The organism is Agaribacterium sp. ZY112, assembly GCF_041346925.1.
Classification (GTDB): domain Bacteria; phylum Pseudomonadota; class Gammaproteobacteria; order Pseudomonadales; family Cellvibrionaceae; genus Agaribacterium.
On the sequence record NZ_CP166840.1, the window covers coordinates 3,885,064 to 3,911,493 of the forward strand.

The window sequence follows — 26,430 nt, forward strand, 5'->3', positions numbered from 1 at the left end:
GCGAGAGCGTCAATAGAAATAAAAGCCGTATGGCAAGAAGCCTAAACTTAGGCTGGCCTCCATTCTACCCTCAACGTAATACAGCTCAAGCTCACTCAAGCAAAGTAAAATCTTCTTATGCTGTTTTCTGAGCTAAACGACGCAAAAAAACCTTAATATTGGTTTTAGCCGAGCCTTCTGTTGCTAAGCGTAAACGCTCGGCTGCAAGAAAGGCCTCATCTTGAGTCACGGTATAAGGGCTAACCACTTTCTGCTCAAAGTACGTTTCTTCGGTTTGCTTATTTAACAAACGATAATGGATATGGGTGCTCACTGTGGTATTAAAACCAAGCACTGGGTAATCAATACGTAAAAGTTCAATATCAAGTTCGTAATTAGCTTCTTCAGAACCAAGCTTTACTGCAGCGAGTGAACGTTTTAAAGCATCCGAAAACTGCTGATTATTCACTTCTGAATGCCATAGAGGATTATCCTCTTGAGCACCGGAGACATAACGAACTTCTATATTACCCTGTAATTCATCTGGAAACTGTAAGCTAGATAGCTCTGTTGATGCAGACACCATCTGCCCTGTACGAGTATGTTGAGCGCACGCGCCTAAACCAAGTAGCGCAATTAATAGCGCCGACAAAAGCAAGTCTGACATTCATTCCCCAAAACGATCATTTAAAACACAGCCCAAAGCAGCCATAACAAGCCTTCTTGACTTGTCAAAGCATAGACCTCAGTGAAGGCGAATAGTGCGGGGGGAATGTTAAATACGGTCAATAATCGCTAAAAAAGTTCAATACCGTCATCATCGTCACTGCGTTTTCTATCATTCTCTTCAGCAAGAATAAGATCTTTTAGCTCTACTAACTCTTGATCGTTCAACTCAGAAATTTTTAAGTGCTGAAACGTACGCTTAAGTGCTTGATCCGCCTGATAACACTTCTGATGAGCAGGCCCCTTACCTGCAATCGTAATCCCGTCTCGACCAAATACAGGCGCATTACAATAGAGGCATTTCATAGAAGTCAGAACCTTTAGCTATTCCCACGGGCTTGTTCATATAACTCTAGCGGAAGGCCATCCGGATCGCTAAAAAAAGTGTAACGTTTGCCGGTGTATTCATCGATACGAATCGCTTCAAGCTCAATGCCCTGTGCTTGTAAATGCGCCTTTGCCTGATCGATATCAGTCACAGAAAAGGCAAGATGCCTAAGCCCTTGAGCCTCTGGATAGCTCGGCCTTGCTGGCCGATTAGGAAAAGAGAAGAGCTCAATTTGACCGCCATCAGGCAAAGCCAAGTCTAATTTATAGGACTCTCGCTGCTCACGGTAGTTTTCAGCGATCACTTTTAAGCCAAGCACCACACTGTAAAAGTGTTTGGAGCGCTGATAATCCGAGCAAATAATCGCAGCGTGATGAATGGAGTTAAGCACGTTAAGCCACCTCTTATAAAAGCCAACCGGCTCTAAACGAGACGCCAGCTACAACAAATAATACTGAGAATATCGTCACCGGCACAATATGCCAGGCCATATCAACCAAGTAACGATGCTCGACACCTTCTTGTGACAACTTTGGAATAACACGAAAGCGCGCATCAACCGCAAATAATAAGGTTAAGCACAATAAACTGAGCTTTGCGGCAATGCCGTGAGCGACAGGAATAGACATATCAAACCACATACTGACATCGGGCAACATACGGTGGGCTAGCAACAAGCCCGTTATGACCTGGACCACCAAAGCAGGCATGCCGATTTTTTCATAAACAGACTCAAAATCAAGCAACTGCTTAGCCGAGCGATTTTTTAATACAGCCGGTAAAACAACAACAGACAAGACGATATGGCCGCCCGTCCAAATACACGCTGCAATAAGATGCAGTAGCAGCAACACACCATACATAGATAGAACCCTGTACAAGAAAAAAATAAACACAAGGCTCGCAATAGCGCTGGTAAACAGCTGTTTAGAAGCCAAGATGAAGGCACAGCATCACCTACTTGCCCAATCACAAGCTTGCGCTCAATCAAGAGAATAAGTATCAATCTTATTTAGCACTACAAGCTTGCTCATATCATCAACAAGCTTATGTCTGTATAAATGCTTCAACACAGTTACGGCAGATACAGACTTTACTTTTAGCGTCATCGGGAAGAGTTTTAAGTAAGGCCTCAGGAAAAGTAAAATTAGGCTCGCTGCACCAGCATGAAGAGGCCTTCTGCTTTACATGCATACAGTCATTAGCCTTGCCACATAATGGGCAACACGCAGCATAGACTAGAGGCTGCTCACTGGGTTTATAAAACTTAACCTGATCAGTTGGGCTATCAACAAGCTTTACCATAGGGGTCTCAATGGGGGGCACAACAGACTTATTGCTTCCAGTCGGGAGCTTTAAGATATATGTGCACATCTTGAATCAAAGCTAGAGCTTGCCACTCCTCTAGAGGAAAGCGCAAGCCGCCTTCTTCTTCACCGTATTTTTGACTAAGCGCCAAAGCGGTCTGTTGGTTGAAGTTAAATACACCAATCCCTTTCATAGACCATGATTCAAACAAGCGCGCATCGACCGGATGAAAAGCAATTAACTGAAAACCCCCATGCCTATTATCATTAATAATACGACAATAGGTTTGGTTGACGTGCTCGTAGTGCCCCTCTATCACTTGTAAAAAATGAGTTTCAGAAGCTAATAGCACCCCCGTAATCTCATTTATTTGGTTGTGCTTTTCACTCGAGTGCATAATATCTTCGACACAAGCCCAATCGATAGGCTTTTGGCTTTTACTCTTATAGATCAAACGATACATAACAACTCTCCCAGATAGTTTTTAGCGCCAACTAACACAATAAGAGCCAACAGGCATACACGCCGTTAATAAGCTAAGTATACGAAGTAAAGCCCGTTTTAGTTTTTTCTTCTCAGGCACCTTGGTGTTAGAAACAAATACTCTAATACTAAAAGCAGTAAGCGCGTAGCAACTAGCTAAACTCAAGGTATAAATAAAGAGTCTAGAACCGATACAAAATGAAGTAAAAAAACGAAAGCTAAAAAGCCTTCCAAAAAATAAGTCACGAGGTGGTGTATGTCACAACTAAAATACCTCACGGATGATATTAACGAACTCGATGCCGCTGAACACGACTTAGAAAATAACGGCATACCCCGCAACAACATTCATATACTTAGCAATGATCAGCACGCATTAAGTGAGCACGACCTACCGCCTTTCTCTGAATGGGCTAGGCGCGACATCCTCTACTATGGTGCACGAGGAGCGGCCCTTGGCGCGGGGCTTGCCTCATTAATTCTGTTATCAGGCTTTCTATTTACCATCAGCAACCCAATAAGCTGGCTAGTCATCAGCTTTCTTGCACTAGGCATTATGGGCTTTTGCACTTGGGAAGGCAGTTTATTAGGGGTAACAAGACTTAATCACAAGCTCGATGACTACAAAGATGCCTTAGCCCGAGGTCAGCATCTACTCGTTGTTGATGTCGATACAGAGCAACAAGAAAAGGTAGCTCGTTACGCAATCGATAGCCATGCCCCACTCAAGGCAGTGAATTAACTATCAGAGCCTATTTGTTACTCGGCAGTGCTTTATTGACATAAATATCATAACGAGTCGATTTCCCGTCTAACTGGTAAGTCGGCTTAGTGTCTGCTAAAAAAGGAGCTCCCTTCGGGCGCTTTACCACCACTCGGTATCGAGCGACGGCCAATGCCGGTACCAATAAATCATCAGCATCGCTGTCTGCACCAATCACTGAGTGAAATACACGCATATTCTTTTTAACCTGAGCTGACTTTTTACGCTCGGGAAACATTGGGTCAAGATAGACAATATCCACAGCCTCGGCCTTAGGTAAATAATCCAAGGCACTTTCTCTTAACAAGCTCATACGTTCAATCACAGGCGCCAGCTCCTCATCACCGGCAGCGGCAGCTCGCTCTAAGGCATTTTCAAGTAAAGCGTAAGCAACCGCTGTCCGCTCCAACATAAGTACTTGTGCACCCAAGCTTGCCAAGACAAAAGCATCACCGCCTTGGCCTGCGGTTGCATCTAAGATCGAGGGTTTATAAGCCGCACTAATCCCACAGGCCTTAGCAATGGCCTGACTTTTACCACCACCATATAAACGTCGATGAGCCGCCGCTCCGCCAACAAAATCCAACATTAAATTAAGACGTTTTTTCCCCTCAAGCCAAGTCAGGCTCAATTCAGTCTCATTCAACTCTAATACGGTCTGATCACTTGGTTCTTCATTTAAAACATTCAGTTCAAGTTTTAACGCAAGTTGCTCAAGCTCTAACTGCTGCTCTGGGTTTTGACTGTATAAAAAAACCGCATTCTCACTCATTTAAAAAACGACACCACTTCATATTAATTACAAGCATTTAGAAAAGTCATAAGCTCAACAAAAAGACATTAATACTTATAAACTGGCAACAACCATGCATTACGCTCAAAAATAAATCAGCCAGCGATTAAAAGCACAACCTGTAACATTTTTGTAACATTTAATAATTAGCTTGGCTGGCAACCAAAACGCACCAGATTGAGATCGATGTTTAAGTTGTCACGATACCTTAGCCCTACCCTAGTTTACCTTTGTTTTATTACAGTTGTTAACGCCTCTGAAACCATGCCCATAGAAGATTACGAAAGTAATGTGCTGATTCGTATACACGGATCTAATACTGTTGGAGCACGCTTAGTACCAAGCTGGGCCAAAGATTATCTAGCTGCACTGGGTATGGATAACATCCAACAACGTGAGCTCGATACAAAAAACGAATACGCCGTAGAGGGCAACTTTAAGGGGCAAAATTACGCTATTCATATTGCCGCTCATGGCTCAAGTACTGGCTTTAAGAGTTTAATGAGCCAACAAGCCGATATCGCCATGTCGTCACGACAAATCAAAGATAAGGAAGTCAAAGCACTTGAAAACGTAGGCGACATGCGCAGTTTTTCTTCTGAAAATGTTGTAGCCATTGATGGGCTCGCTGTGATTATCCATCCAAGCAATAATGTAAATACACTATCCATCAAACAAATTGCTGAACTGTTCTCAGGAAACATTACAAACTGGGCACAACTAGGTGGCCCTAATCAAGAGGTCAGCCTCTACGCCCGAGACAAGAATTCAGGTACTTGGGATACATTTAAGAGCCTAGTACTTAAAAAAACAGGCTTAAAACTATCAAGTGAGGCTCGCCGTTTTGAAAGCAATGACGAACTGAGTGATTTAGTTGCCATGGATACTGGTGGTATTGGTTTTGTTGGCTTAGCTTCCGTTCGTAATGCCAAAGCTCTTGCTGTATCAGACTCTGGTAGCGCAGCTCTCACCCCTGCGCACCTACAAGTCGCTACCGAAGACTACCCTTTATCACGACGCCTTTATCTCTATTTCCCTGAGAAGCCACTTAACCCCCGGGCTCGTGATTTTATTGAATTTACCCAACAACAAAACAGTCAGTTACGTGTTGATGACATAGGTTTTGTTAGCCTGAACCCGCTCATTAGTATGGATAAAGAACAACAGGGGCCCCAAGTATATCGAGACTTGGCCGAACTAGGTGATCGCCTATCCATTAACTTCCGCTTTGACTCTGGCAGCGCCAAACTGGATAACCGAGCCAAGCGTGATATCCAGCGTCTTGTTGAGTTTATACAAAAACCTGAAAATAAAGATAAAAGTATCCAGTTAGTCGGCTTTGGTGATATGAAACAAACTCAAGAGCGCGCAGTCTTACTGTCAAAGTTACGAGCGAATACCATTAAAAGTGCACTGCATAAAAAAGGGGTTAGCTCACTGGCAGTAGCAGGCTTTGGGGCGGTGAAACCGGTAGCCTCTCAAGAGGCACAAGGCCGAACCAAGAATCAACGTGTTGAAGTATGGTTACTCGATAAGTCAAACCTAGAAGCAGCCGCTGAACTTAAGAAAAACACAAACCATATCGAACTCAGCGATTCTCGTATCGCCTATTTCTGATAAAGCCAAGCTCGTTTAGAATACACCCACTTCTAAGCGAGCTTAAACCATGCCTCACGCCCCTTTTCACCACATTAAATACTTAGCCGCAGCCTTCATCTTAAGCGCTTGCTCAAACTATGAATGGTCTGTAAATGACAATGTCGTCTACAGCCCTGCCCCACTATTTAATGACTTTGATAAACGTGATGCCGCACTCAGCACTTGTTTAAAAGACAGCATTAAGGAGTTTGAGGTTCGCAAAGCCGAAGAGCTAGACAGCCTGTTCTGCCCTTCAGGAAAGATTCAACACATTCAAGCCTTATCTGTATTTACCAACATTGAGAAACTTGGTTTAGCGAATAACCACATTAGCGATGCCAGCCCGTTATCAGAGCTAAGCAAGTTGCGCTTTGTTGACCTAAGAGGCAATAGCGAGCTGGCCTGTGAGACCGTAAGCACGCTTACGCAAATAGAGCAGCTGTATCTACCCGAGCACTGCAATTAAACGCTAGCAAGCGAAAGCTTAAAGCCGTTAAGGTCATTGATCTGAGTATAGCGGCAAGCAAACGCCCCCAACCTTTTAGCGCGGAAGAAACATAAGACCAAGCGTATTTTTAGTCGCATGCATTACACGCATCGCCACAGGCTCATTATTAATAGAGCCCACTGCCTTGGTAAATCTAACCTCAACCTCTGTGCCTATAGGGGGCATCGGTGCGCTTTCAACAAACACTCTTGCGCCACCGTCACTGATATCGGTCGTTGACCCAAATATAAAGCCAAAGCTTGGGTGACGTAATTCGACCCGAATATTTGAACTTAGACGTTCGAACTTTCTTCTATCGTGCACATTAGGCTCCTTAGGTGCGTGGCACTCTAAGTATAGGCAGGCTTAAGCCTTGTGCTAAAAAGCATATTCAAGACCGCTTCAAGCCAAGATAAAAAGCGCTACTGAACAAGGGCTAAACAAGCTGCTCAGTAAACAACATAGATGATTAATCTCGAGGCAGATTGTTTACAATCCCGACACTTACCAACACCATAAGTTATGCACACCTTCTGTGGATAAGTATGTGAAAAAGGTATAGACAGATGGCTGTGTTCCGCATGGTTACACCCCTTTGGTTAAACTGTTGCGATTTTATACAAATAGATTTTACTCTTTAAAATCAACAACTTACAAAAAACAAGCATTAACATTTAACAAAACGGTCATATAGCGATCAACTTTAGTGCGCTGCAAATGCAGATGTGGAAAAGGCTCTCGAGTCAAGCCCTAATTACGCACCAAGTCCTTGCAATAACAAGCAGAAAAAATAGCATTAAGGATTTACAGAAGATGGGAAAAGAGGTAACAGCCATGACGATACAGGCTGCTTCACGAAGGACTTAAGGCGCAGTACGAAGCTCCAACCATGGCACGCCTTCATCTTGGCAGGCGTAACGAACCGAAGGCAGCTCTGCGACCTCTGCGGCCACAGCCTCTTTAACACAATCAAGGTGGTTGTTCTTACGACTAATATGACCAATAACAAGGTGCTGCAACTGGCTTAAATCTGTTTCCCGCAATAGCTGAGCACACTGCTGGTTGTTTAAATGCCCCCAAGGTGCGCGAACACGCTCCTGTAGAGAAGGCGGATACGGGCCATAAGCGAGCATACGTAAATCGTGATTAGCCTCTAGCAACAAGCCATGTAAAGCATCATAAGCTTTATAGACAGCGGGCGTCAGAGAGCCAAGATCGGTAAGCACCCCCAAACGTAAAGACTGGTATGTCATCACGTACTGCAAAGGCTCACGCGCATCGTGGGCCACGGTGACAGGTAAAACCTCTAAGCCATCAATATCGACCCGCTCGTCAGCTTGAATACGGTGCAAAACCGGTAAACGACCAAAGTCCATTGCCGCTTCAGTGCCCGCACTCATATAAACAGGGATATTTAACTTGCGAGCAAGGGGGGCGACCCCTTTGCTGTGATCGCCGTGCTCATGAGTAACAAAGATAGCTTTTAGTTTCGCGCTATCGAAGCCGAGCCTAGCCATTCTAGCCAGAGCTTCTTTGGCGCTAAAGCCACAATCAATTAAGATTGCAGTATCTTGCCAGGCAACCAGCGTAGCGTTACCACTACTGCCACTACCTAAAGAAGCAAAACGTAAAGAAGCCTCAGCCAAAACGTTAAATGAGGTTTTTGCGCAGTAGGCGCAACAAAGGTTTGCTTTGGTTTTGATCAACCTTGCGACCGCGCTCATCACGTAAGACAACGTGAATCTCATCGCCCACTTGGCGCATCAAGAGCAAATAGCCTTTGTTGGCTTTTTTGAGGGCATCGGCATAAGCAACACCGTCAACATCGGCAAAGGTCATACGTACATCTTGAGCACCACTGAGGTGCTGAGTAAGCTCGTCTAAATCGTAACGGCTCTTAGTCGGTAACTTGTCATTAATACCCAAGGTCATCATGGTTTTAAACCAACCAATCTCTTTCTCTTGGTCGACGTAATAACCGGTATAAATCAAGCGACGCTTTTTATCCTGATCCCAACGCACAAAGCCGCCTTTGTTTGTTGCATGTGTCAGTGATGCCCATGCTCGAGTTGGCGACAGGCGCAAAGCCATGGTCGGTTCCGGCTGATTTTTTAAGAAATACGCCTTAACTTCACCACCAACGTTTTGCCCTAGTAGTGAGGCGCTGGCAGTATCAATGGTCTTACCAAGATGCTTAGCTAACTCACGCAGCATCCATTCTTCGCGCTCTGGGTCAGAGCTTTTTTCAGGCCAATATGAGGGGTCAGGCAACTCCGAGCCCATCGGAATTTGATACTGAAGAATATGAATTTCAGTTGTTTCTGGGTGTATACCTTTTTCTAGGGAAATGCGGAAGCGCATCATCTGATCCGCCTCATCTTTGTATTGCAACCAGTCTGTTTCGATTAAACCCGCACGAGCATTACTGGCAACCACTTTGGCATCGGCGCTGTTTAAGAAGTTTTGCGTTCGTGGCCAAACCTGCGAGGTCGGCGCACTGATATAAATCCAGCGCTCATCTTCAAGCTTCTGCATCTTAATACCAAAGGCCAACTCATCTGTGTTGACAGTATAAGGACGAGGCACTTGAAACTCTTCGACTTCGTAACGATCACCAAATTCATCGGTGACATCAACATCAGGAATCGGATACAAAGGTGCAATCGCTGGCGCCTGCATGCCTTCCGGCACAACCATTTCTTTAGTTACGTCGGTGCTTAAATAATCTTTACCACGATTGCGCAAAGAGCTGTTTTTATCTTTAAGCATGCCACAGCCGCTTAAAGCAACAAGCGCAACACAGCTAAGCGCTAGAATGACACGAGAACTCATCAAATCAACCCGTTTTCTTGCATAGCGGCACGAAGTACAGGCTGATATTCAGCCGAGAACGTCGTTAAAGGAAGGCGCAAAGCATCACTGCCAAAACCGAGCTGGCTAACAGCCCACTTAACAGGCATTGGGTTCGACTCTAAAAACAGGTTTTTATGCACGCTTTGCAGTTTAAGATCTAGGGCTTTTGCCTCTTCGGCTTTACCTGCCAAGGCAAGCTCACAAATACGTGACATTAATGCAGGAGCTACATTGGTACTTACAGAAATGACTCCGTCACCACCTGCCAAGATAAAGTCCAAGCCGGTTTCATCATCGCCACTTAATAAGCAGAAATCATCGCCAACTGAGGCTTTAATTTGAGCCAAACGCTCTAAGTCCCCTGTCGCTTCTTTAACGCCAACAATATTATCAAGTTTGGCTAAACGACTGATGGTCTCGGGCAACATGTCACAAGCGGTACGCCCCGGCACGTTGTAGAGCAATTGAGGTAAGGCAACACGCTCGGCGATGTATTGATGATGCAAAAACAAACCTTCCTGAGTCGGCTTGTTGTAATACGGAGTAACTAATAAAGCGCCATCCGCACCGGCATTTTTTGCCGCAGCAGTAAGATCTAAAGCCTCAGAGGTGGAATTGGCACCGGTGCCCGCGATGACCGGTACCCGCGCATTGACGATATCAATGACACGACGAATCACAGCTAAGTGCTCATCGCGATCTAAAGTGGCTGACTCGCCGGTGGTACCCATTGCAACAATACCGTGGGTACCTTGCTCTAAGTGCCATTCGACCAGTTTATCGAGCGCATCCCAATCCAGCGATGTATCCGCTTTCATAGGTGTAACTAACGCAACCAAACTGCCTCGAAACATGCTTTAACTCCGGCTTTAAATCGTAAAATGCAAAAAAAGGGGGCCTATAGTACTGACGCCTGCGCCCACACTCAACCTAAAACCCCGCTTTTAACAGCGAATATGGCCAAGGACGTGAAACACAGGCTTAAGCCGCCTTAAAACAGAGCATTTATAAGCCTTAAGGCGCAGGATTCGGGTAACGCTGATGGATTTCATCAATGGCTGCCAGTACTTCCGTGCTCAGTTGGACATCGACACTGGCCAAATTACTGCGCAACTGCTCAACTTTTGTAGCGCCGATAATATTACTCTTAATTGGTAAGCGCTGATTCACCCACGCCAGCGCCATTTGAGCGGGGTCTAAATCTTGATCCTTAGCCAACGCCACATAAGCGCCAATGGCTTCTTCACAATTCACTTTGTTATAACGACCAAAACGCTGGGAGATGCTTAAACGCGAACCTTCGGGTAGCTGTCCATTTAAGTATTTACCTGACAAGGTGCCAAAGGCCAAGGGGCTATAAGCAAGTACAGCCACATCTTCACGCAAGCACACTTCACTTAAACCTACATCTAAGGAGCGGTTTAATAAGTTATAAGGATTCTGAACAGACACGATACGCTGCAAATTTTCTTCGCGTGCTATTCGCAAATACTCACAGGTTCCCCAAGGCGTTTCGTTGCTAATGCCGATATATCGAACCTTTCCGCTATCGACCAATTGGCTCAAAGCCTTGACGGTCTCTTCAATACTGAAACCAAAGTCGTCATCGTGCGTATATTCAAGTTGGCCAAAGAAATTACAGCCGCGCTCAGGCCAGTGCACCTGATACAAGTCGATGACATCGGTTTGTAAACGGCGCAGGCTATCTTCACACGCTTGCACAATGTGCTTCGCATTAACGCGGGGGCCGTTGCGTACATGATCCAAGCCCGGGTTTCTATCACCGCGCCCTGTTACCTTCGTGGCAAGCACAAGCTTATCGCGATGACCTGTGGCTTTAAGCCAGTGCCCAATATGAGTCTCAGATGCGCCCTGAGTTTCAGGCTTAGGCGGGATAGGATACATCTCGGCAACATCAAAGAAGTTCACTCCCGAATCAAAGGCAAGAGTCATCAACTCAGAGGATTGCTCTTGGCTATTCTGCTCACCAAAGGTCATGGTGCCCAAGCAAATTTCACTGACATTTAAGTCACTGTGGCCAAGCTTGTTGTATTTCATAAGGTCTGTTCCAGGTGGCTTTTAGATATAGCCAAGCTCGATTGCCTGGCTCAGAAAATTGAATCGACATAGCATACAAAAACGCCGCAGTGATCAGCAATCACTGCGGCGTTTTTGTCGTAACTTGTTCTACATTTCTTACTTAGCAGAGCCAGTAATTGAACCTTTTATGCCACACTAGCTACTATTTCAGCATCCAACATAGTCAATTGCGCAACAAGGTCTTCACTGCTTTTCCCTTCGGGTAACTCAATAGCAACCAAGGCCGAAAACAAATTGCCCGCGGCACCTATAGCAGCCATACGTTGACACTCAAAGTTAAGTACTTTGACTCCCTGCTTATTTAAAAAACAAGTAATATCATTAACTAACCCCGGTCTATCTTTCGCGCTGATTTTAATATCTTCACAGTGTTCAGGAACGGGCGTCGAACCTTGAGGCTCACTGACTTTTATATCAATCTCTGGTTTGCGCTGAAACTTACCAATTAAACTATCGGCCTGCTCTTCAGGTAGTTCTATTTTGAGCACCCCTGCTAGCTGCCCCTCTAGATGAGATAACTTACTTTGTAACCACTTACCTTGAAGCTCGTGAGTGATTTCGGCAAGGTCCTGAACAAGACCTGGTTGATCTTCTCCAAAAAATGAAACGACTAATATTTTATTCATGTGAAATCCCTCACTACGTTGAACGATGGGCATAGCTCGATGCTTTAAAGGCTACGAATATCAATTTACTAAGCTTAACGCTGTACTGATATAAGAAAGCATATTTAAATCAAATTTCTGCCATGCAAGCTTTATCCATCGAGCTGTTCCATAGCCTTATTGGCCAAGGCGTAAAAACCGACCGAAAAATGGACTGATTTGAAGGGCTTATAAAAGAACGAGCGATTATGTAAAACCAAGCAACGCCCTTTCCCTGTTAAGCAAAAACACAAACAAACGTAGCTTTAAACGCGAAGGCCTACTCATTGCAAACAAGCCCTGCGCTTAAACAACGCTATTAAGCTAAATTACTGAGTACGCAGACCTCGAACTCGAGCCTTGATCGAGTAAACACTCGTAGACGCAGTAATAAACAGAGTGTCTAAGTCACTGCCAGCAAAGGTGATGTTAGAAGGTGTTTCACTTAGATTAATACGCTCAAGTTCGACTCCATTAGGCGCACGTACAGATACATAGTGGGCCGACGAAGCGTCACGCGCAGTAATATAGACATTGTTTTCACAATCGATGGTCATTCCATCACCGCCAATATTGGCAAAGACACTACGCTGGCTTAATAAACCGTCATCACCAATGTGATATTTATAGACTTTCTTGTCACCGTTGGCATCACTAATGAATAAAACCTTGCCATCAGCAGTACCAATAATACCGTTTGGATTGACCAAGTTATTTGTTAAACGAATCGCCATATTTTGCCCGTGCTTAAGCAAGTAGACTTGCTCGCTGCCCTGTGGCAAACCGCAATTGTTATAACAGGGGTCGGTAAAATACATATCACCATTTGGTGCTAACCACATATCATTAGGCTCATTAAAACGGCTGCCATTATAGCTCGATACAACAGAGCTTAAATCACCATCGGGATCTTGAGCCGTGACAGACGAAGGAGTCACTGCGGCAATACGAGCTAAATCACCTTGGGCCAACAACAACTGACCAGAGCGATTAAAAAACAGACCATTGGCACGCGCCGTATTCGACATAAAGGTCGTTAATTGACCATCCGTTCCATAGCGATGAATGCGGCTATTGGGAATATCAGTGAAGAACAAGTTACCATCCACATCAGCAGCTGGGCCTTCGGTCCAGGCAAAATGGGTCTCAGGCGCTATATTCATCAGCTCAGCGTCGGCCGCAAGCACAGAGCTCGAATTTGGCTTGTAGCAAGCACCCGCTAACTGGCTAGCACTGCAGCCATCTGAGTCTACCAACTCAGCACTGGGTGAGTGTGCGCATAAGTCTAAGCTATCGCTAACGCCGTCTGCATCACTGTCGGTGACGGGTTGGCCGATATCTCCATCGCGTATAGTCACCGTAAAAGCTGAAAGCTTGGCAACATTCACAGAATTACTAAATACGATATCCAAACTGCCATCCACCACATCGACATGATGAGTCAGGCTATAAGCAACATCACGTGCACCGGTAGCCGCAACAAGATCCAGAGCTTGAGCAACTGCCTCACCTTCAATATCAACACTAAAAATACGCTCACCTTCGTGTTGCCAATAAATCTCAGCAAATTGCAGTTTGATCGTATAGCTCGTATTGGCACTCACTGGCAGGCTATAGCTGAAATTATCGTAGCGCTCGGTTTGGAACAGCGGATCATCGGCACTGCCCACAATTGAGCGTGCACTAGAAAACGTAGATCCTCCTGAAAAGTACTCATCTGCTTGATAAGCTATGCCATCTGCCGCTAAATAAGCTTGACCACCTGAATTAATGGCATAGAGCAAGGTCGTGTCAGCGGGGTCTATATAACACCCCTCCGAGTCGACTGATAGTTTATGTTCAGGCAAGGTACTAGGGCAGCGATCAAGCGCGTCACTGATACCATCGTCATCTGTATCTCGCTGAGACGCCGAACAGCCGCTTGCATCTGCTGCCTCTCCACTGGGGGTTAATGCACACAGATCGATACTATTACGCACGCCATCTAGATCATCATCACCATCTAATTGCTCATCTGAACAACCTTGCGCATTAACCGCATCACCGATGGTAGTATTCGCACAGTCGTCATGCAGATCACTCACACCGTCATGATCACTATCGCGCTGAGAGTCGCTGCAACCTTGCGTATCTACCGTTTCTCCTGACGCTGTGTTTGCACACTGATCATGGCTGTTAACAATGCCGTCACGATCGTCATCCTGCTCATGCAAAGGCGACAGAAGAGTAAAAGACTCTAAATTCCACTGCCAATCATGAGTGCCAGCACCTCGAACTCGAATATGAGCTCTACCTACAGGCAGCTCGGCTTTATGGCTTGCCGCCAGCTCAACAAAATTATCCCAGCCTGGAGCCGGTACCGTGGTTTGGCCTTGGGATAACCATCGACCTTGTTCGTAAACTAAAAACTCAACAGCAGATCCAGAAACAATGGCACTGCCAATATGGTAACTAAGCTCAAACTCACCGGCCTGAATAACATCAATCTCATAGTCGGCGTAATCACCTCGATTGACGTAATTAATTGCCATCAAATTGCCTAGGCTATAAGTACCTATAGGCTCAACTTGACCATCGACATAGCTGCCTCCCACACTTTCAAAATCTTCAGCCTCAACCTTAATGAGCTGCCTCGTCTCAGGGCTTGGATTAACAGAAGGACTGACTAACGGACTTGGACTGACCGCAGGGGAAGGACTCACAACAGGAGAAGGGCTTGGACTTACTATAGGGCTGACTGATGGGCTTGGGCTAAGTAGAGGACTGGGAGAAGGGCTAAGTGAGGGGCTCGGTGAAGCGCCAGTAATAAGGCTTAACTCAAATGCATCCATATTCCACTGCCAATTATGGCTGCCAGAACCTATTAAACGAACGCGATTCACGCCCTGCTCTAGATCAACGCTATAAGCCGCCTCTAAAGATACAAAACGATCCCATGAGCCTGTTGGCACGATGGTGCTACCTTGGGATAACCAAGAGCCATTAGTTAGTAGCTGAAACTCAACAGCTGCACCAGAAGGAATTGATGTACCAACAAAGTAGTCAAGCGCGTAGGCTCCTGCCGCTGTCACTTGCAGCTCATACTCAACATAGTCACCGCGATTGACATAGTTAATGGCACTGCCGCCACCTATGGCGTAAGTGCTAACAGGGCTAGGCTGGCCGTCGGCGTAAGTACCTCCACTGGCGACAAAGTTTTCAGCTTCAAGTCGTAAGGTATTGGCATTAGCAGCATTACTAAGAGACGCGACAGCAAGCAAAAAAGAAGCTGCAGCAAGTTCAGTCGCGTAGCTAAACGCTTTAAGACGGACATTCATGATCTTTCCTTGACCCAGGTACAAGCCTGATAGTTATTTTTATTGTAAGTGCGAATAGCACAGCAGCGGAGTATAGCGACTAAGCGAAATCCCAGCTAACGATTAACCAGCGCTTTATCACTTTTGTGAAACAAATAGACTTTAGGCTTAAAAAAACAGAAGCTAAGTTCAAACCCTAAGCATTGTTTTAATAAAAAACACTGAAACTAAAGCCTGAAATAAAAAGCTCAAAATAAAAACCATGCTCTCTCAGCAAATATCAAGAGCCGTATATAAGCTAAAAACAACAGACATAAAAAAAGCGAAGCCCAAAAGATTCGGAACTTCGCAAAACACACGACAGGAAGTGTATGGGTGAAGAGTGCTAAGCCGAGCCTAGGCATAAGGCATATGCACTCTTTAAAACTGTATTATTGCTTAGCGCGCTGCTTCTCTACCTCTTGCATCAAGGTTTCCAAATACGCTGCAGCCATTGCCGACCAATTTTCCATCAGCATGCCAAAATAAATTAAGTTATTACTTCTATTCGAAAACACGCTGCCAATGACATCGGGGGTGTCCTCATGATCCATCACTTGCATAATCGTTTGACCATCGGGGCTCAGGAAGGCCAAATCGACTTTAACGGCCCCTACTTTGGTCAATATAAGAGTCTGTCTCGTTGCAGACTGCTCAGGGGAATAAATATCTAGCTCAACAAGCCGAGGCTTTAAAAGCAGCGCATCACTACTAGGCGCATCAAGTACATCCCAGTTGTGTTTTTTCAAAGCCAGCGCTAAAAAATCGACTAAGGTTTGCCCATATTTTTTCATGATGACTCGACGGTAATGACGTGTCGTCTTTGATTGAAACTCCAACATCCAAGATTCAGCAAACTCAACCTCAGGTTCATCAATATAAATTTTGCGCTGCTCAGGTAGCTTGAATGAAGGCGCCAATAAAAACGTGTCGAACTCATCCACCTCAATAGTTTCAAGCTCTTGGCTTCTTGCCTCCAAGCACAAACTGAATATCAAGATGCCCAGTATCAAAGAGAACAACTGCTTATTTATAAACCGAGTATGAAATTTCATAACCACTCACCTCTTACCTTTATGGCTTGTTGATCAATATTGTTTTTCCGAGTTCTGACGTTGTTTTTGGTACTCTCCCGGTGTCAGGCCGGTCTTTTTCTTAAACACACGATAAAAACTATTGCGATTATTAAAGCCTGACAAATACGCTATATCTGTCACGCTATGCTGTTTAGGTTTGTTATCCATCAAGCTAACTGCTTGCTCAAAACGGTGTGAATTGAGCATGTCGTAAAAGCTGGTATTAAGATGACTATTCAATAATTCAGATAACTGATGCTTGGTCACGCCAAGCTTTTCAGCCAAACTCGATAAGCTAAGATCCGGGTCCAAATACAGTTTTTGCTCAAGCATCAGGCGGTCTAACTCCAGTGCTAACTCTCTTGCGGCATCGGTACTTAACTCTAAGTTTTTAGCCTTTGTTTGCTTGGTATTCGAATCTGTATCGCTGACCAACACCGTATTCTGTAGCTTTTCTAAGGCCAGGTCTGGCTGGCTCTTTACACTTGTACCTTGCCCAGACTCTGAGTCGCTAGAGTGACTGCGTCTTAAAGCCTGCTCAGACTCAAATTCATCAGCAGAGCCTGAAGCATCAACCGGCGCAAATACGTCTGGCTGTATCAATAAGCACAAAGAAATGGTGCTTATATAAACCGAAAACGCCGAGACAGTCGCTGCAACCCAGTAGTAGCTAATTGCCACCCCAGAGTGAAGCAGCAGCACCATCGTCAAATCATATATAACAATGGCAGCAAGCCCTGCAACGAGGTAGAGCATCCAAAAGTAGCTTGAGTTACGAAACTCTTTACCCAGCACTGAAATCTTGGCGCGATAACGGTACAGGGTGAAAATAGATGCCCCCAAATACACTGCCACCTGAAGCATCAAGGCGCTCTGATAAATCGTAAAATCGAGCCACTGTAATCTGAAATAATGCAGCGCGGTCACCGAGGTAAAGGGCAGCACATGGATAAGTAGCCGCTTATAACTCTGCTTGCTGTGTACCACATGACCTAAGAGGGTCCATATAAGCGGCCCATAAAACCAAGTCGATGTACTTGCCAGCGAAAACAATAAATGAGGCGTTTCACCAAAAGCCAAGGACAAATAGCTATTTAAGGGAATCACCAACAATAAAGCGATAAATAGCAGCAGTACAATTTTTGCCTCTGACGGGCACCGCCTATTCAGCAATACACTTAAGCAGGTCCATAGGCCTAAGCTCATTGAAAACATATACAGTAATTTGAGGAGCTCTACCGAGACTCCTTGTTCAGCACTCATTGCTGCACCCACCTATATTTTTATTTATTTGGCTGGAACTGCATTCTTAGAAGCACCATCGCTTCAACTTGAATTCAGTGTGGAACAAAATAGCTCCCCAGCTGTCTCCCTCGACGGAAAATGACGTATCCCGCTCTTTAATGCATGCACAAAGACGGTGAGGTTTGTTATTACTTACACCGTAGTCTTGATACTAGCTAGGGCCTGACAATATGAGACCTAGATAAACCAAGTCCAGCCAGCTCAGAAGACACACGCAAACACAAGCCCAGTCAAAACGGGCGCGCATTCTAGTTTGTCACAACAAACTTAGGAAGACAGAGCCCCGACTTAAGTTACCGTTCCTTATAAACAAAGCGCATATGCCAATAGAACGGAGAGCTTGAAACAAGTGATATTCAACGAGGTCAAAAGCCAAGTAGTTGATATATTACAAAGGGACCGGTTGATGCATACCTTACAAAGGGCAATGGCCAAAGATCAAAACCTACCCAAAGCTAAACCATCGATTGCGATGCAAACCCTGCTGGATCAAGCTCGCGCCCAATTGCCTCTTGATAAAAGTTCTGCGAGTTTATGTCGTGGTCCCTGTAAAGGCTGCCCTAAAAAACTGCTTGAGTTTGCAAACCAAGAAATTGAAGACTGGCAAGCGATGCTTGATGCAGCAGAAGAACCCAAGCTTGGCGACATTTCTGCTCTGGCTAAAAGGCTAAGCAAAATTAAAAAAGCGCTGCTCGCCAATGGGTTTTAGCAAGCAGCGCCGATACATGTCTTATTCTAAATTCAAGCTAAAGCTGTACTCATAATCGCCTGCAGGTACTCGATACTTAGCTAAAGGGGCTCCTAAACTTGTCCAGGAATCCTGGCCGCCTACGCCAGCTTGGGCCAAGTCAATATTCACGGTAAAGAAACCCTGCTCAACTAAATCATAAGGGTGTAAAGCCTCATCAAGATTCGCTTGAGACCAAGGCCAAACGCTGACATTTAGAGACTGATGCGCGCGCACTTTAAAGGATGCACCGGCATCACTGCTTAGGCTTAACCAGCGTACATCAGTATGGTTGCCATTCTCTTGAGGCACCATGTAGTGATAAACAAAGTCTTCAACTTTGGCTGAGTACACAGCTAAGTCAGCGGCGAGCTTACGATCGGAATAGTTCTCCCAAGGGCCACGACCGTAAAACGACATGGAATCAAAATCAGAATTAAGTCCTAAACTCATTCCTAGCCGAGGCATGCTTGGTAAACTAGGGTCGGCCTTCAAGTTCATGCTAACTTGTAACTCGCCATCACCGTAAAAGCGATAAACAATGGCAAGGCTTGTTGACTCTTCATGCTGATAAGAGGCTTTTAACTCAACATAGCTATCAAAAACCTCAGCCTCACTAAGCTCACTCAGATTCAAATTTGCAGCCAGATCCTTCCAATAAGCCAAAGTTTCATGCGTACGCCAAGCGCCTTTGTCATTATCCGTTTGTGCTCGCCAAAAATTAGGCACAAGAGGAGACGCCATTTGATTTTCACCAGACTGACTAAACGCACTTAACCAACCCGTTTTTAAATTAAAAGCGATAGCATGCGGCCCCGAACTGACAGTCAGTAACTCATCGCTTTTAACGACATCAAATTGAGCTGGGCTTTTTTGTGCTTTCATTGGTTTAGCAAAGGGAAGAATAAACTGCTGCTTACCCACCTCGTGTCCAGCCTCGGCCCAAAGCGTTGCCGTTTTTAAATGAGCAGACACTCTTAGGATATATTCGGCACCGGGTTTAAGTTTGGGTTTAGTGAAAGGAATGCGCAATTTCTGCCCTGCTCTAGGAGCAACGTCTACATTTTTAAGCATGTCTTGTTCAATCACTACACCGTCTTCACTGAGCTGCCAACGCCATTCATAGTGATTTAAATTGGTAAAAGCATCTCTGTTTTTAAGCTGTAGTTTGCCTTTTTTCAAATTCAACGCATCTAATTGAAAAGGCTGGAAGACATACTTGGCTTCCCACAGCTCAGGTGTTGCTTTGCCATAGGCATCAACAATACCATTTTGACAAAAAGCCCTCGAATTTGGCTCATCACCAAAATCGCCGCCGTAAGCCAAATACGTTTCGCCTTTATCATTTTTGGTTTCTAGGCCCTGATCCATCCAATCCCAGATATAACCGCCAATTAAATTATCTCGCTGGCGGATAAGCTGCCAAAAATCATCTAAGCCCCCCATCGAATTGCCCATGGCATGCTCATATTCACACATTAAAATTGGACGCTTAATCGTCTCTGAATCTGCAAGTCCTTTTAAATATTCAACACTTGGATACATACGGCTGATCACATCTACGTAAAAAGGGTCATCAGGGTTGGCCATAGGGGTTGAGCGCCCAAGCTTTTCTAAGGTCTCCGGCACCCAGTACCAATGCTTAGGTGGCTCGATAAAATCATCGTGATCGACCAGCCCTTGAGCCCCTTCATAATGCACAAAGCGTGTATTGTCTTTATCTTTCACCCAACCCGCTGCCGCTGCATGGGCAGGCCCCATACCGGATTCATTACCCAGCGACCAAGAAATAATAGAGGCATGGTTTTTATCTCGCTCAACCATACGCGCCACCCTATCAACGATAGGTGAAATCCACTGCACGCTATTTGAGAACTGCCCGCCAAATAAGTGGCTCTCTACATTGGCCTCATCCATAACGTAAATACCGTATTCATCACACAGATCGTAAAAATAAGGGTCATTAGGATAGTGAGCTGTGCGCACGGAATTGATATTAAAGCGCTTCATTAATAGAACATCGTTAAGCATTTCTTCTCTAGTTAATGCCTTGCCGTTTACCGCGCTATGGTCGTGCCGATTGACACCTTTAATCTTAATTGGCTGGCTATTTATTTTTAGCTGCGCCGTTTGTGCATCAATCTTTACCTCACGCACACCAACACGAGCACTTCTTGCATCAACCAAAGCCCCTTCTTGATCATGCAGGCTAAGCACTAAACGATATAGGTAGGGAGATTCTGCAGACCATAAGCGCGGCTGTTTAAGCTCTAGATTAATTAAATCAAACTGAATATTTTCACGCTGGGGATAAGCTTGCGTTACCGTTGTCGCATCAATACTTTGCGAGCTGTCCTTTAGAAGCTGGCCTTGCGCATCGTATAAGCCTGCGCTTAAAACCCAGCCTTTTAAGTCCTGATGCTCTAGATTAGAAAAATGAGGGCGTACTTGAATATTCGCTTTTTGATAAGCATCACTTAGCTTTGTTTTAACAAAATAGTCGTTAATCGCTACCTTAGGCTCGGCAAGCAATAACACCTCTCGATGTATGCCACTTAGATCCCACATGTCTTGGCCTTCCAAGTAACTACCATCACTCCAGCGCAGCACTTGTACGGCTAAACGATTGTTTTTCTTTTTAACTAGATCCGTCACATCGAACTCGGCAGGTAAGCGGCTGCCTTGGCTATAGCCCACTTTTTCACCATTGAGCCACAAATAAAAAGCAGATGAGACACCACCAAAATGTAAGATCAGACGCTTATTATTCCAAGCCTCTGGAACGTCAAAAAAGCGAACATAAGAGGAAACAGGATTAGCACGACTAATTTTAGGGCTGGTATCTGGCAGTGCAGATTCAGGTGTGGAATAAAACGGCATTGGTACATTCGTGTAATACGGAATGCCATAGCCGTGCAGCTCTACGTTGGAAGGCACAGGGATTTCTGTCCAACTGTCGAGGCTAAAATTATTTTGAGCAAAATCATCTGACATGGAAGCACTGTCTGCCTGATAGTGAAACTTCCACATGCCATTCAAATTAAGCATGCTGGCCTTTTCACGATCTAAGCTCAATGCATGCTCAACACTTGGATAAGCGTAGGTCGTTGCCCGAGGCGCCAACTTATTACGACTAATAACTTCCGTTGTTTCCCAATCATTCACACTATTTACTCCAGCCATTGTTGACGAGCTAAGGCCCGATATCAGAGCGATACAAAACAGAAATAGCGAGGGTGATCGAAATACGTTAAACAATTGGGTCATTTAAGCCTCCAAGCTTGATCCCTAAGCATTGATCTGCCAACAGCAAAGCAGAACCACAAATAAATCTGGGCTAGCCTAGCCTTAAAGTACAAGAGGGGCAATGTAATAAGCGATCAGTACACCTAAGCGTGCGACAACGGGTGCGAGATTGCTAAGAAAGCGAGCAAAATGGATACGCCGATGTACATCAACAAATGCACATAAACAAAAGCACAGCGTTAGAAGAGAAGCCTAAAGCTTGGTATAAGGAATGCGGGGAAAACTTAGGAGCAAAGCCAATTGCCCCCAAGCAATTGGGCTAAAGCCCGTTAGCCATCACCGCTTCGCCAAAGGCGATGCACTGTACTTTAGGTTCACCCTTGTGGCTAAGTTCTTTGAATTTAACTTCGGTCTTAATCACAGCATTGGCTCCCAGTTTATGGGCCTCTTTACGAAGAGAAAGTAAAACGCTCTTCTGTGCCGATTTAAGTACAGTCTGGCGGGTATTCTGAGGGGATTTGGCCATTAACTTTTCTAGGGAAAACAAACAGTTAGCCTTAACACTACCTAACTGACTCGCCACTTCAAAATCACTCGACTCACCCTTTGATAACTTGATCTTTTTGTATTGATCCGCCGGGGCAAGCTTGGCTGCAGGCTTAGCGTTCTGCTTAGCCGGTTCTTGAACCGAAGCCATGATAGGCTGATCAGCAACGATTTTAGACCTTGTAACAGAATTAGACTTGCGCTGCGCAGCACTTTGGCTTCCATCCTGTAACTCGCCACACCAAGGGCACATATTGGGTTTACGATACACACCCCCGTTAAGAGGTTTTTGACAGCTAAGGCAGGGCTTATTCAGCATTGAATGTCCTTCGGAAACAACGATAAGTAGAGAAAGGTAACATTATATTACGAATGACGCGTAAATACACATAATGAATACACAATGTACAGCCAGCTCAACAAAAAACAGCACCATTAACGGGCATGTTAACACTGCAACAAGCAGCATATACAAGCCTATAATGGTGCCCTCACACTGAAAAACACAGAATCAGCGCTTGATCACGGCTATAACAACGATAAGCGGAGCACTCTAGCTCTTAGTAGGTTTTAGCTAGAGCCTACTTTTAGATATAGCAATAAATACTATAGACAAGGTTCAACAAGAGAGTCAGCCTCAATAAGCGCGACGCTAATAAACACCGGCTTAAAACTCACTATATAAGCCAATCAAAACCTAGCTTTCACTTAATCACTATGGCCTGAAAGGCCCCTAGCAGCGCCGCTTATCGCATAGCTGAGCTTATAGCTCATTCAAAATCGAGGCTCGCTTATCTTTATATTCGCTATCGCTGATTAAGCCTTTTTCGTGTAGCTCGTTTAATTGAGTTAAACGCTGTTCAATAGAAAGGTCTTGAGCAGGCTTAACTTGTTGATTCACACTCTGGCTCGAATCAACACTAGCCGCCTCTACGGGACAGAGATAATAAGAAGCGCTTATAGTTGTCTCTTTCACTTTTTTTGACGTTCCGTCATACATTGGGCGACGGTGCGTTGTCACTGTCGTTTCACCAATCAACACCGTATTGGCTCCCTTAGATGAAGCTTCTTTTTTATGCCAAGGCAAACATTTCTTTTCAGCATCATGCTTTTTGGTAATACACGCTTGCTCAAGGACTAAGCTACACGCCTTTTTATCAACACTTTCCACAATAAGCGCTGAATCATCTGCCAGCACCCAAACACTGGCAGAAAAACCAAACAGAACCAATATAGACTTCAAAGAAATCGAACTTTTCACTTAGTCACCCACAAAATAAATCACATTAGATTTAAAATTTTAAGCTAAATAACTCCACCGACATAGCACTATTAAGAGCACTAACACTCTTGATTACAGCGAATACAATAATGACGTGCTCTATCTACAACAACTCAAGCTAGTCTAGGCCCAACGGACTTCCCCCAAAAACCGGTAATTTCTGTAAGCTGTTTTTATCAAAAGTCTCGTGAAAGAAAAACTTGGGGTAATAGAAGGCGCGAAGCTGAGCATGGTAATCGCGAACCTGCTGTTCATAAGTATTGCTTGCCTTCATATCTGTCCCAGCTAAAGACTGAAGTGTACGCTCAAGTAACGACGGCGGCGCAAGTAAGGAAAGCCATGCTGCTATGTTGTCACGCTGCACTCTACCCTGCCGATACGCTTTACTAAGCGACTCTGCTTCTTGATCACCAACCTGCTGAAACGCGTAATACCACTGCCACTCAAACGAGCTGCTTACCGGCTCATAACTTACGTATTCAGGATAGCGTTGAAAAAATTTATCCATCGTCGCTTCTCGGGGTAAATCCCAAGCATCGTTAACAGACTCTCTTTGCAGCATCAGAATGTCAGCTCCATCTGGAATAGGCACCAATCGGTCTACAGCAAGACGTGCTGCTGCGGGGATCGCAACGGCCGTAAGCAACCAAATTGCAGTAAGCGCCATTAAAATAATGGGAGCCGATTGCCGCCAAGCCGACAATTTAAAGCACAAGAAACTCCAGAATGCACTATAGAGAAATACAACCGCAGCCACTGTAAGCAAAGACGTCAAACTGGCGCCGGCCACTAAACCGCCAACAAACAAAGGAATGATCAGACATAAAAAAACCGCCGTTGCACGCACCCATACACGCAAGCCCCATAAGACTACCGGCCGTATTGCGGTAGCTTCTAATAAATTAAAACGCCCGGCCCTTTGTTCGCCAGCCCTTAAGTCATAGAGCACAATGATTAATACGAGGGGTAAAACAAATGATGCTAGAAAAGAAAAATCAAAGCGACCAATTAAGGCTACGCTCGGATTACCAACGTCTCGCTCATAAATTTGCCCCTCTAGAGCAAGCATCCTAATACGGTGCTTCCAGGGATGTATATCACGCCCGCCCAAGGCCATAAAAGCAAGCGTTGAAGGCTCATCATACGTTAAATGAAAGTTATAATAGGCTGCGCTGCCCCAGTCCTTCAGCTTTGCTGATTCTGCTAAGCGGTCTTCCCTATCCGACTCAATTAAGGCTGCAATCGTCGCATTCTGGCTCTGCACTTCTGCCAGTCCAAAGCCAAGGGCCACAGTAGATAGGCTGATAACAATAACCATCCACAAGCAAAGCGTTCTGTCCTTTGCTGCGAAGCGTATTTCATTAAACAAGGATGTCATGGTTTCAAACTCCTCGCACTGTAAAGCAGAACCATTAGCATCAGAAATAACCAAATTAATAAAACCTGCATAGGCGCCTTAATATGACTAAAGCGCTCAGTAAAAACCGCCGTTTTAAACTGGTAACGATCCAACACCTGCCAACTAGAAGCATCGACCCGAGCGCGCAACCAAGAAGCCTGATCTTTATTACGGTTGATATCATCTTGATACGACAGCTCTTGCATATGCGCCTGATTGAGCCCTTGAACAAAAGAAAAACGAAGTGCTTCTGCTTCCTTTTGAAAGCGATGGTAATGCTCGAGATCTGTGCCAGCAATTGCACGAGAAACAAAGGAGATAGCTAGCATTGGTGTTAACCAAGCGTAATTTCCGATTAATTTTTCCTGCTCACTTTCTCGCTCCATGCGCGCTTGAGCATATTCATTAAGCATATTCGTAAGCTTCTGTTCCGCCTCCATCGCCACAAGCCCCCTAAAATTAATAGGTAATTTTTCAACCTGCTGCACACCATATTTTTCTAATAGATCAGCACGGAGCTGTTTAAATGCTGGGTCATTTGCATTGTGACCATCACCGAGCTTTCTCTTCTCATTTAGCATTGCTAAATCTGTTTCAATCTTGCCGGCAAGAGGTAGCGTGCTTGAAGCAATATTGACGGCAATGGAAGGCAAAACCAAGGACCACATAAACCAAAGCCCAGCCAATACAGCCAATGCTGTCGAACGCTTAGCTGAAATTGTAGAGAGCCAAAGCGTCATAAGTCCCCACAACAACAGATACACTAAATAAACAGTGAACAATAACAATACAGATCTAGGATCTTCACCACGCACCAAGGTCAACGCGCCGCTTACAAGCAGCGGTAGCAGTAGAATTAAAATAAAACTAAAAAGCGCTAACACCTTACCTAGTATCAACCTTGGGCCACTTACACCAAGCGATAATAATGGGCTAAGCGCCGCAGATTCTCGCTCACGAACAAGTGCGGCATGGCCTAACAAGATAATAATGAGTGGCGCAAAGAGTTGATAAATTAATGCAGGACTCACTGCAGATAACCCACCAAAATCAGCACTAACTGATGACTCAGCAAACATGGTGGTATTTTGCCTATGACCTTCAAGAAAGATAGATTGCCCAGTGACAGAGTCGAGCCCAGGATCAAATATGGCTAGCGGCGCCGGTGCTCTAAAAATATAGTGTCCATAATGCACCATACGGTGAGGATGGCGATCGGGCTGCTCTAAAAAGGTCTGCTCGGACTCCTGCTGCTGTTCCACTCTGGTATGCGTTTCAGCATCTATACGAAAGGCCGTTAAAATACTACTCGTAACAATAAGCAGTAAAAAAACCAAAACACCAGCCAATGCAAAATAGGAGCGAAGCCAATATCGCCACTCTCCTGCTGCAATAAGTAATATCTGCCTCAT

Annotated in this window: 25 protein-coding genes; 4 read left to right on the top strand and 21 right to left on the bottom strand. The window is 45.0% G+C overall.

Features of this window, described 5'->3' with window-relative positions; all coding sequences use genetic code 11:
• Positions 1–115: 115 nt before the first annotated feature.
• From AB1S55_RS16890 to AB1S55_RS16915, 6 genes are all read right to left on the bottom strand, one after another.
• The gene (locus AB1S55_RS16890) at positions 116–646 is read right to left on the bottom strand and encodes a hypothetical protein (RefSeq protein WP_370979355.1); all 531 of its coding nucleotides are present in this window, start codon (positions 644–646) and stop codon (positions 116–118) included.
• Positions 647–774: 128 nt separating this feature from the next.
• Positions 775–1,011, bottom strand: a complete 237-nt coding sequence (locus AB1S55_RS16895; protein ID WP_370979356.1) for a DUF2175 domain-containing protein — start codon at positions 1,009–1,011, stop codon at positions 775–777.
• 14 nt (positions 1,012–1,025) lie between these two features.
• Positions 1,026–1,424 carry a VOC family protein gene (locus AB1S55_RS16900; RefSeq protein ID WP_370979357.1) on the bottom strand — a complete coding sequence of 133 codons (399 nt, stop codon included), beginning with the start codon at positions 1,422–1,424 and terminating at the stop codon, positions 1,026–1,028.
• A 13-nt stretch (positions 1,425–1,437) separates the two neighbouring features.
• Positions 1,438–1,896, bottom strand: a complete 459-nt coding sequence (locus AB1S55_RS16905) for a CopD family protein (RefSeq protein WP_370979358.1) — start codon at positions 1,894–1,896, stop codon at positions 1,438–1,440.
• Positions 1,897–2,080: 184 nt separating this feature from the next.
• Positions 2,081–2,338 (bottom strand): cysteine-rich CWC family protein, encoded by a 258-nt coding sequence (locus AB1S55_RS16910; protein ID WP_370979359.1) that lies wholly within the window; start codon positions 2,336–2,338, stop codon positions 2,081–2,083.
• A 28-nt stretch (positions 2,339–2,366) separates the two neighbouring features.
• The gene (locus AB1S55_RS16915; protein ID WP_370979360.1) at positions 2,367–2,804 is read right to left on the bottom strand and encodes a BLUF domain-containing protein; all 438 of its coding nucleotides are present in this window, start codon (positions 2,802–2,804) and stop codon (positions 2,367–2,369) included.
• Positions 2,805–3,080: 276 nt separating this feature from the next.
• Between AB1S55_RS16915 and AB1S55_RS16920 the strand changes: the two genes are divergently transcribed.
• Positions 3,081–3,566 carry a hypothetical protein gene (locus AB1S55_RS16920; protein WP_370979361.1) on the top strand — a complete coding sequence of 162 codons (486 nt, stop codon included), beginning with the start codon at positions 3,081–3,083 and terminating at the stop codon, positions 3,564–3,566.
• Positions 3,567–3,576: 10 nt separating this feature from the next.
• Here the strand turns inward: AB1S55_RS16920 and AB1S55_RS16925 are convergent, their stop codons facing one another.
• Positions 3,577–4,359: a class I SAM-dependent methyltransferase gene (locus AB1S55_RS16925; RefSeq protein WP_370979362.1), complete on the bottom strand. Its 783-nt coding sequence runs from the start codon at positions 4,357–4,359 to the stop codon at positions 3,577–3,579.
• 207 nt (positions 4,360–4,566) lie between these two features.
• Between AB1S55_RS16925 and AB1S55_RS16930 the strand changes: the two genes are divergently transcribed.
• Together AB1S55_RS16930 and AB1S55_RS16935 are read left to right on the top strand one after the other, a co-directional pair.
• Complete coding sequence (locus tag AB1S55_RS16930) at positions 4,567–5,997, top strand: substrate-binding domain-containing protein (RefSeq protein WP_370979363.1); 1,431 nt, start codon at positions 4,567–4,569, stop codon at positions 5,995–5,997.
• A gap of 49 nt (positions 5,998–6,046) precedes the next feature.
• Positions 6,047–6,484, top strand: a complete 438-nt coding sequence (locus AB1S55_RS16935; RefSeq protein ID WP_370979364.1) for a leucine-rich repeat domain-containing protein — start codon at positions 6,047–6,049, stop codon at positions 6,482–6,484.
• Positions 6,485–6,559: 75 nt separating this feature from the next.
• Here the strand turns inward: AB1S55_RS16935 and AB1S55_RS16940 are convergent, their stop codons facing one another.
• From AB1S55_RS16940 to AB1S55_RS16980, 9 genes are all read right to left on the bottom strand, one after another.
• On the bottom strand, positions 6,560–6,829 hold the full coding sequence (locus tag AB1S55_RS16940; RefSeq protein ID WP_370979365.1) for a PilZ domain-containing protein: 270 nt from the start codon (positions 6,827–6,829) through the stop codon (positions 6,560–6,562).
• Positions 6,830–7,368: 539 nt separating this feature from the next.
• Positions 7,369–8,229 (bottom strand): MBL fold metallo-hydrolase, encoded by an 861-nt coding sequence (locus AB1S55_RS16945; RefSeq protein ID WP_370981614.1) that lies wholly within the window; start codon positions 8,227–8,229, stop codon positions 7,369–7,371.
• Positions 8,156–9,337, bottom strand: coding sequence for an outer membrane protein assembly factor BamC (bamC, locus tag AB1S55_RS16950; protein ID WP_370979366.1), 1,182 nt, complete (start codon positions 9,335–9,337; stop codon positions 8,156–8,158). The genes AB1S55_RS16945 and bamC overlap by 74 nt, the downstream gene beginning before the upstream one ends.
• On the bottom strand, positions 9,337–10,212 hold the full coding sequence (gene dapA, locus AB1S55_RS16955) for a 4-hydroxy-tetrahydrodipicolinate synthase (RefSeq protein WP_370979367.1): 876 nt from the start codon (positions 10,210–10,212) through the stop codon (positions 9,337–9,339). Before dapA ends, bamC begins: the two co-directional genes overlap by 1 nt.
• A gap of 160 nt (positions 10,213–10,372) precedes the next feature.
• Complete coding sequence (locus tag AB1S55_RS16960) at positions 10,373–11,416, bottom strand: NADP(H)-dependent aldo-keto reductase (RefSeq protein ID WP_370979368.1); 1,044 nt, start codon at positions 11,414–11,416, stop codon at positions 10,373–10,375.
• 167 nt (positions 11,417–11,583) lie between these two features.
• Positions 11,584–12,084: a glycine cleavage system protein R gene (locus tag AB1S55_RS16965; protein WP_370979369.1), complete on the bottom strand. Its 501-nt coding sequence runs from the start codon at positions 12,082–12,084 to the stop codon at positions 11,584–11,586.
• Between the two features lie 347 nt (positions 12,085–12,431).
• A complete protein-coding gene (locus AB1S55_RS16970; protein ID WP_370979370.1) occupies positions 12,432–15,419 on the bottom strand; it encodes an SMP-30/gluconolactonase/LRE family protein in 2,988 nt (995 codons plus the stop codon).
• Between the two features lie 410 nt (positions 15,420–15,829).
• The gene (locus tag AB1S55_RS16975; RefSeq protein WP_370979371.1) at positions 15,830–16,492 is read right to left on the bottom strand and encodes a hypothetical protein; all 663 of its coding nucleotides are present in this window, start codon (positions 16,490–16,492) and stop codon (positions 15,830–15,832) included.
• A gap of 33 nt (positions 16,493–16,525) precedes the next feature.
• On the bottom strand, positions 16,526–17,776 hold the full coding sequence (locus AB1S55_RS16980) for a helix-turn-helix domain-containing protein (RefSeq protein ID WP_370979372.1): 1,251 nt from the start codon (positions 17,774–17,776) through the stop codon (positions 16,526–16,528).
• 448 nt (positions 17,777–18,224) lie between these two features.
• Between AB1S55_RS16980 and AB1S55_RS16985 the strand changes: the two genes are divergently transcribed.
• A complete protein-coding gene (locus AB1S55_RS16985) occupies positions 18,225–18,527 on the top strand; it encodes a hypothetical protein (RefSeq protein WP_370979373.1) in 303 nt (100 codons plus the stop codon).
• A gap of 21 nt (positions 18,528–18,548) precedes the next feature.
• On the opposite strand, the gene AB1S55_RS16990 is transcribed toward AB1S55_RS16985, so the two are convergent.
• From AB1S55_RS16990 to AB1S55_RS17010, 5 genes are all read right to left on the bottom strand, one after another.
• Entirely contained in the window at positions 18,549–21,812 is a 3,264-nt protein-coding gene (locus AB1S55_RS16990; protein WP_370979374.1) for a glycoside hydrolase family 2 TIM barrel-domain containing protein, read from the bottom strand.
• A 298-nt stretch (positions 21,813–22,110) separates the two neighbouring features.
• Positions 22,111–22,656, bottom strand: a complete 546-nt coding sequence (locus tag AB1S55_RS16995) for a heavy metal-binding domain-containing protein (protein WP_370979375.1) — start codon at positions 22,654–22,656, stop codon at positions 22,111–22,113.
• Positions 22,657–23,100: 444 nt separating this feature from the next.
• Positions 23,101–23,598, bottom strand: a complete 498-nt coding sequence (locus AB1S55_RS17000) for an SHOCT domain-containing protein (protein ID WP_370979376.1) — start codon at positions 23,596–23,598, stop codon at positions 23,101–23,103.
• A 139-nt stretch (positions 23,599–23,737) separates the two neighbouring features.
• On the bottom strand, positions 23,738–24,997 hold the full coding sequence (locus AB1S55_RS17005; protein WP_370979377.1) for a DUF3526 domain-containing protein: 1,260 nt from the start codon (positions 24,995–24,997) through the stop codon (positions 23,738–23,740).
• Positions 24,994–26,430, bottom strand: coding sequence for a DUF3526 domain-containing protein (locus AB1S55_RS17010; protein WP_370979378.1), 1,437 nt, complete (start codon positions 26,428–26,430; stop codon positions 24,994–24,996). Before AB1S55_RS17010 ends, AB1S55_RS17005 begins: the two co-directional genes overlap by 4 nt.

Coding starts and splice junctions, on each gene's coding strand:
- AB1S55_RS16905 (WP_370979358.1), bottom strand. CDS start 1,896: ATGTATGGTGTGTTGCTGCTACTGCATCTTATTGCAGCGTGTATTTGG.
- AB1S55_RS16895 (WP_370979356.1), bottom strand. CDS start 1,011: ATGAAATGCCTCTATTGTAATGCGCCTGTATTTGGTCGAGACGGGATT.
- AB1S55_RS16985 (WP_370979373.1), top strand. CDS start 18,225: ATGCATACCTTACAAAGGGCAATGGCCAAAGATCAAAACCTACCCAAA.
- AB1S55_RS16960 (WP_370979368.1), bottom strand. CDS start 11,416: ATGAAATACAACAAGCTTGGCCACAGTGACTTAAATGTCAGTGAAATT.
- AB1S55_RS17005 (WP_370979377.1), bottom strand. CDS start 24,997: ATGACATCCTTGTTTAATGAAATACGCTTCGCAGCAAAGGACAGAACG.
- bamC (WP_370979366.1), bottom strand. CDS start 9,337: ATGAGTTCTCGTGTCATTCTAGCGCTTAGCTGTGTTGCGCTTGTTGCT.
- AB1S55_RS16935 (WP_370979364.1), top strand. CDS start 6,047: ATGCCTCACGCCCCTTTTCACCACATTAAATACTTAGCCGCAGCCTTC.
- AB1S55_RS16925 (WP_370979362.1), bottom strand. CDS start 4,359: ATGAGTGAGAATGCGGTTTTTTTATACAGTCAAAACCCAGAGCAGCAG.
- AB1S55_RS16965 (WP_370979369.1), bottom strand. CDS start 12,084: ATGAATAAAATATTAGTCGTTTCATTTTTTGGAGAAGATCAACCAGGT.
- AB1S55_RS16975 (WP_370979371.1), bottom strand. CDS start 16,492: ATGAAATTTCATACTCGGTTTATAAATAAGCAGTTGTTCTCTTTGATA.
- AB1S55_RS16910 (WP_370979359.1), bottom strand. CDS start 2,338: ATGGTAAAGCTTGTTGATAGCCCAACTGATCAGGTTAAGTTTTATAAA.
- AB1S55_RS16970 (WP_370979370.1), bottom strand. CDS start 15,419: ATGAATGTCCGTCTTAAAGCGTTTAGCTACGCGACTGAACTTGCTGCA.
- AB1S55_RS17010 (WP_370979378.1), bottom strand. CDS start 26,430: ATGAGGCAGATATTACTTATTGCAGCAGGAGAGTGGCGATATTGGCTT.
- AB1S55_RS16995 (WP_370979375.1), bottom strand. CDS start 22,656: ATGCTGAATAAGCCCTGCCTTAGCTGTCAAAAACCTCTTAACGGGGGT.
- AB1S55_RS16990 (WP_370979374.1), bottom strand. CDS start 21,812: ATGACCCAATTGTTTAACGTATTTCGATCACCCTCGCTATTTCTGTTT.
- AB1S55_RS16920 (WP_370979361.1), top strand. CDS start 3,081: ATGTCACAACTAAAATACCTCACGGATGATATTAACGAACTCGATGCC.
- AB1S55_RS16915 (WP_370979360.1), bottom strand. CDS start 2,804: ATGTATCGTTTGATCTATAAGAGTAAAAGCCAAAAGCCTATCGATTGG.
- AB1S55_RS16890 (WP_370979355.1), bottom strand. CDS start 646: ATGTCAGACTTGCTTTTGTCGGCGCTATTAATTGCGCTACTTGGTTTA.
- dapA (WP_370979367.1), bottom strand. CDS start 10,212: ATGTTTCGAGGCAGTTTGGTTGCGTTAGTTACACCTATGAAAGCGGAT.
- AB1S55_RS16930 (WP_370979363.1), top strand. CDS start 4,567: ATGTTTAAGTTGTCACGATACCTTAGCCCTACCCTAGTTTACCTTTGT.
- AB1S55_RS16945 (WP_370981614.1), bottom strand. CDS start 8,229: ATGAGCGCGGTCGCAAGGTTGATCAAAACCAAAGCAAACCTTTGTTGC.
- AB1S55_RS16980 (WP_370979372.1), bottom strand. CDS start 17,776: ATGAGTGCTGAACAAGGAGTCTCGGTAGAGCTCCTCAAATTACTGTAT.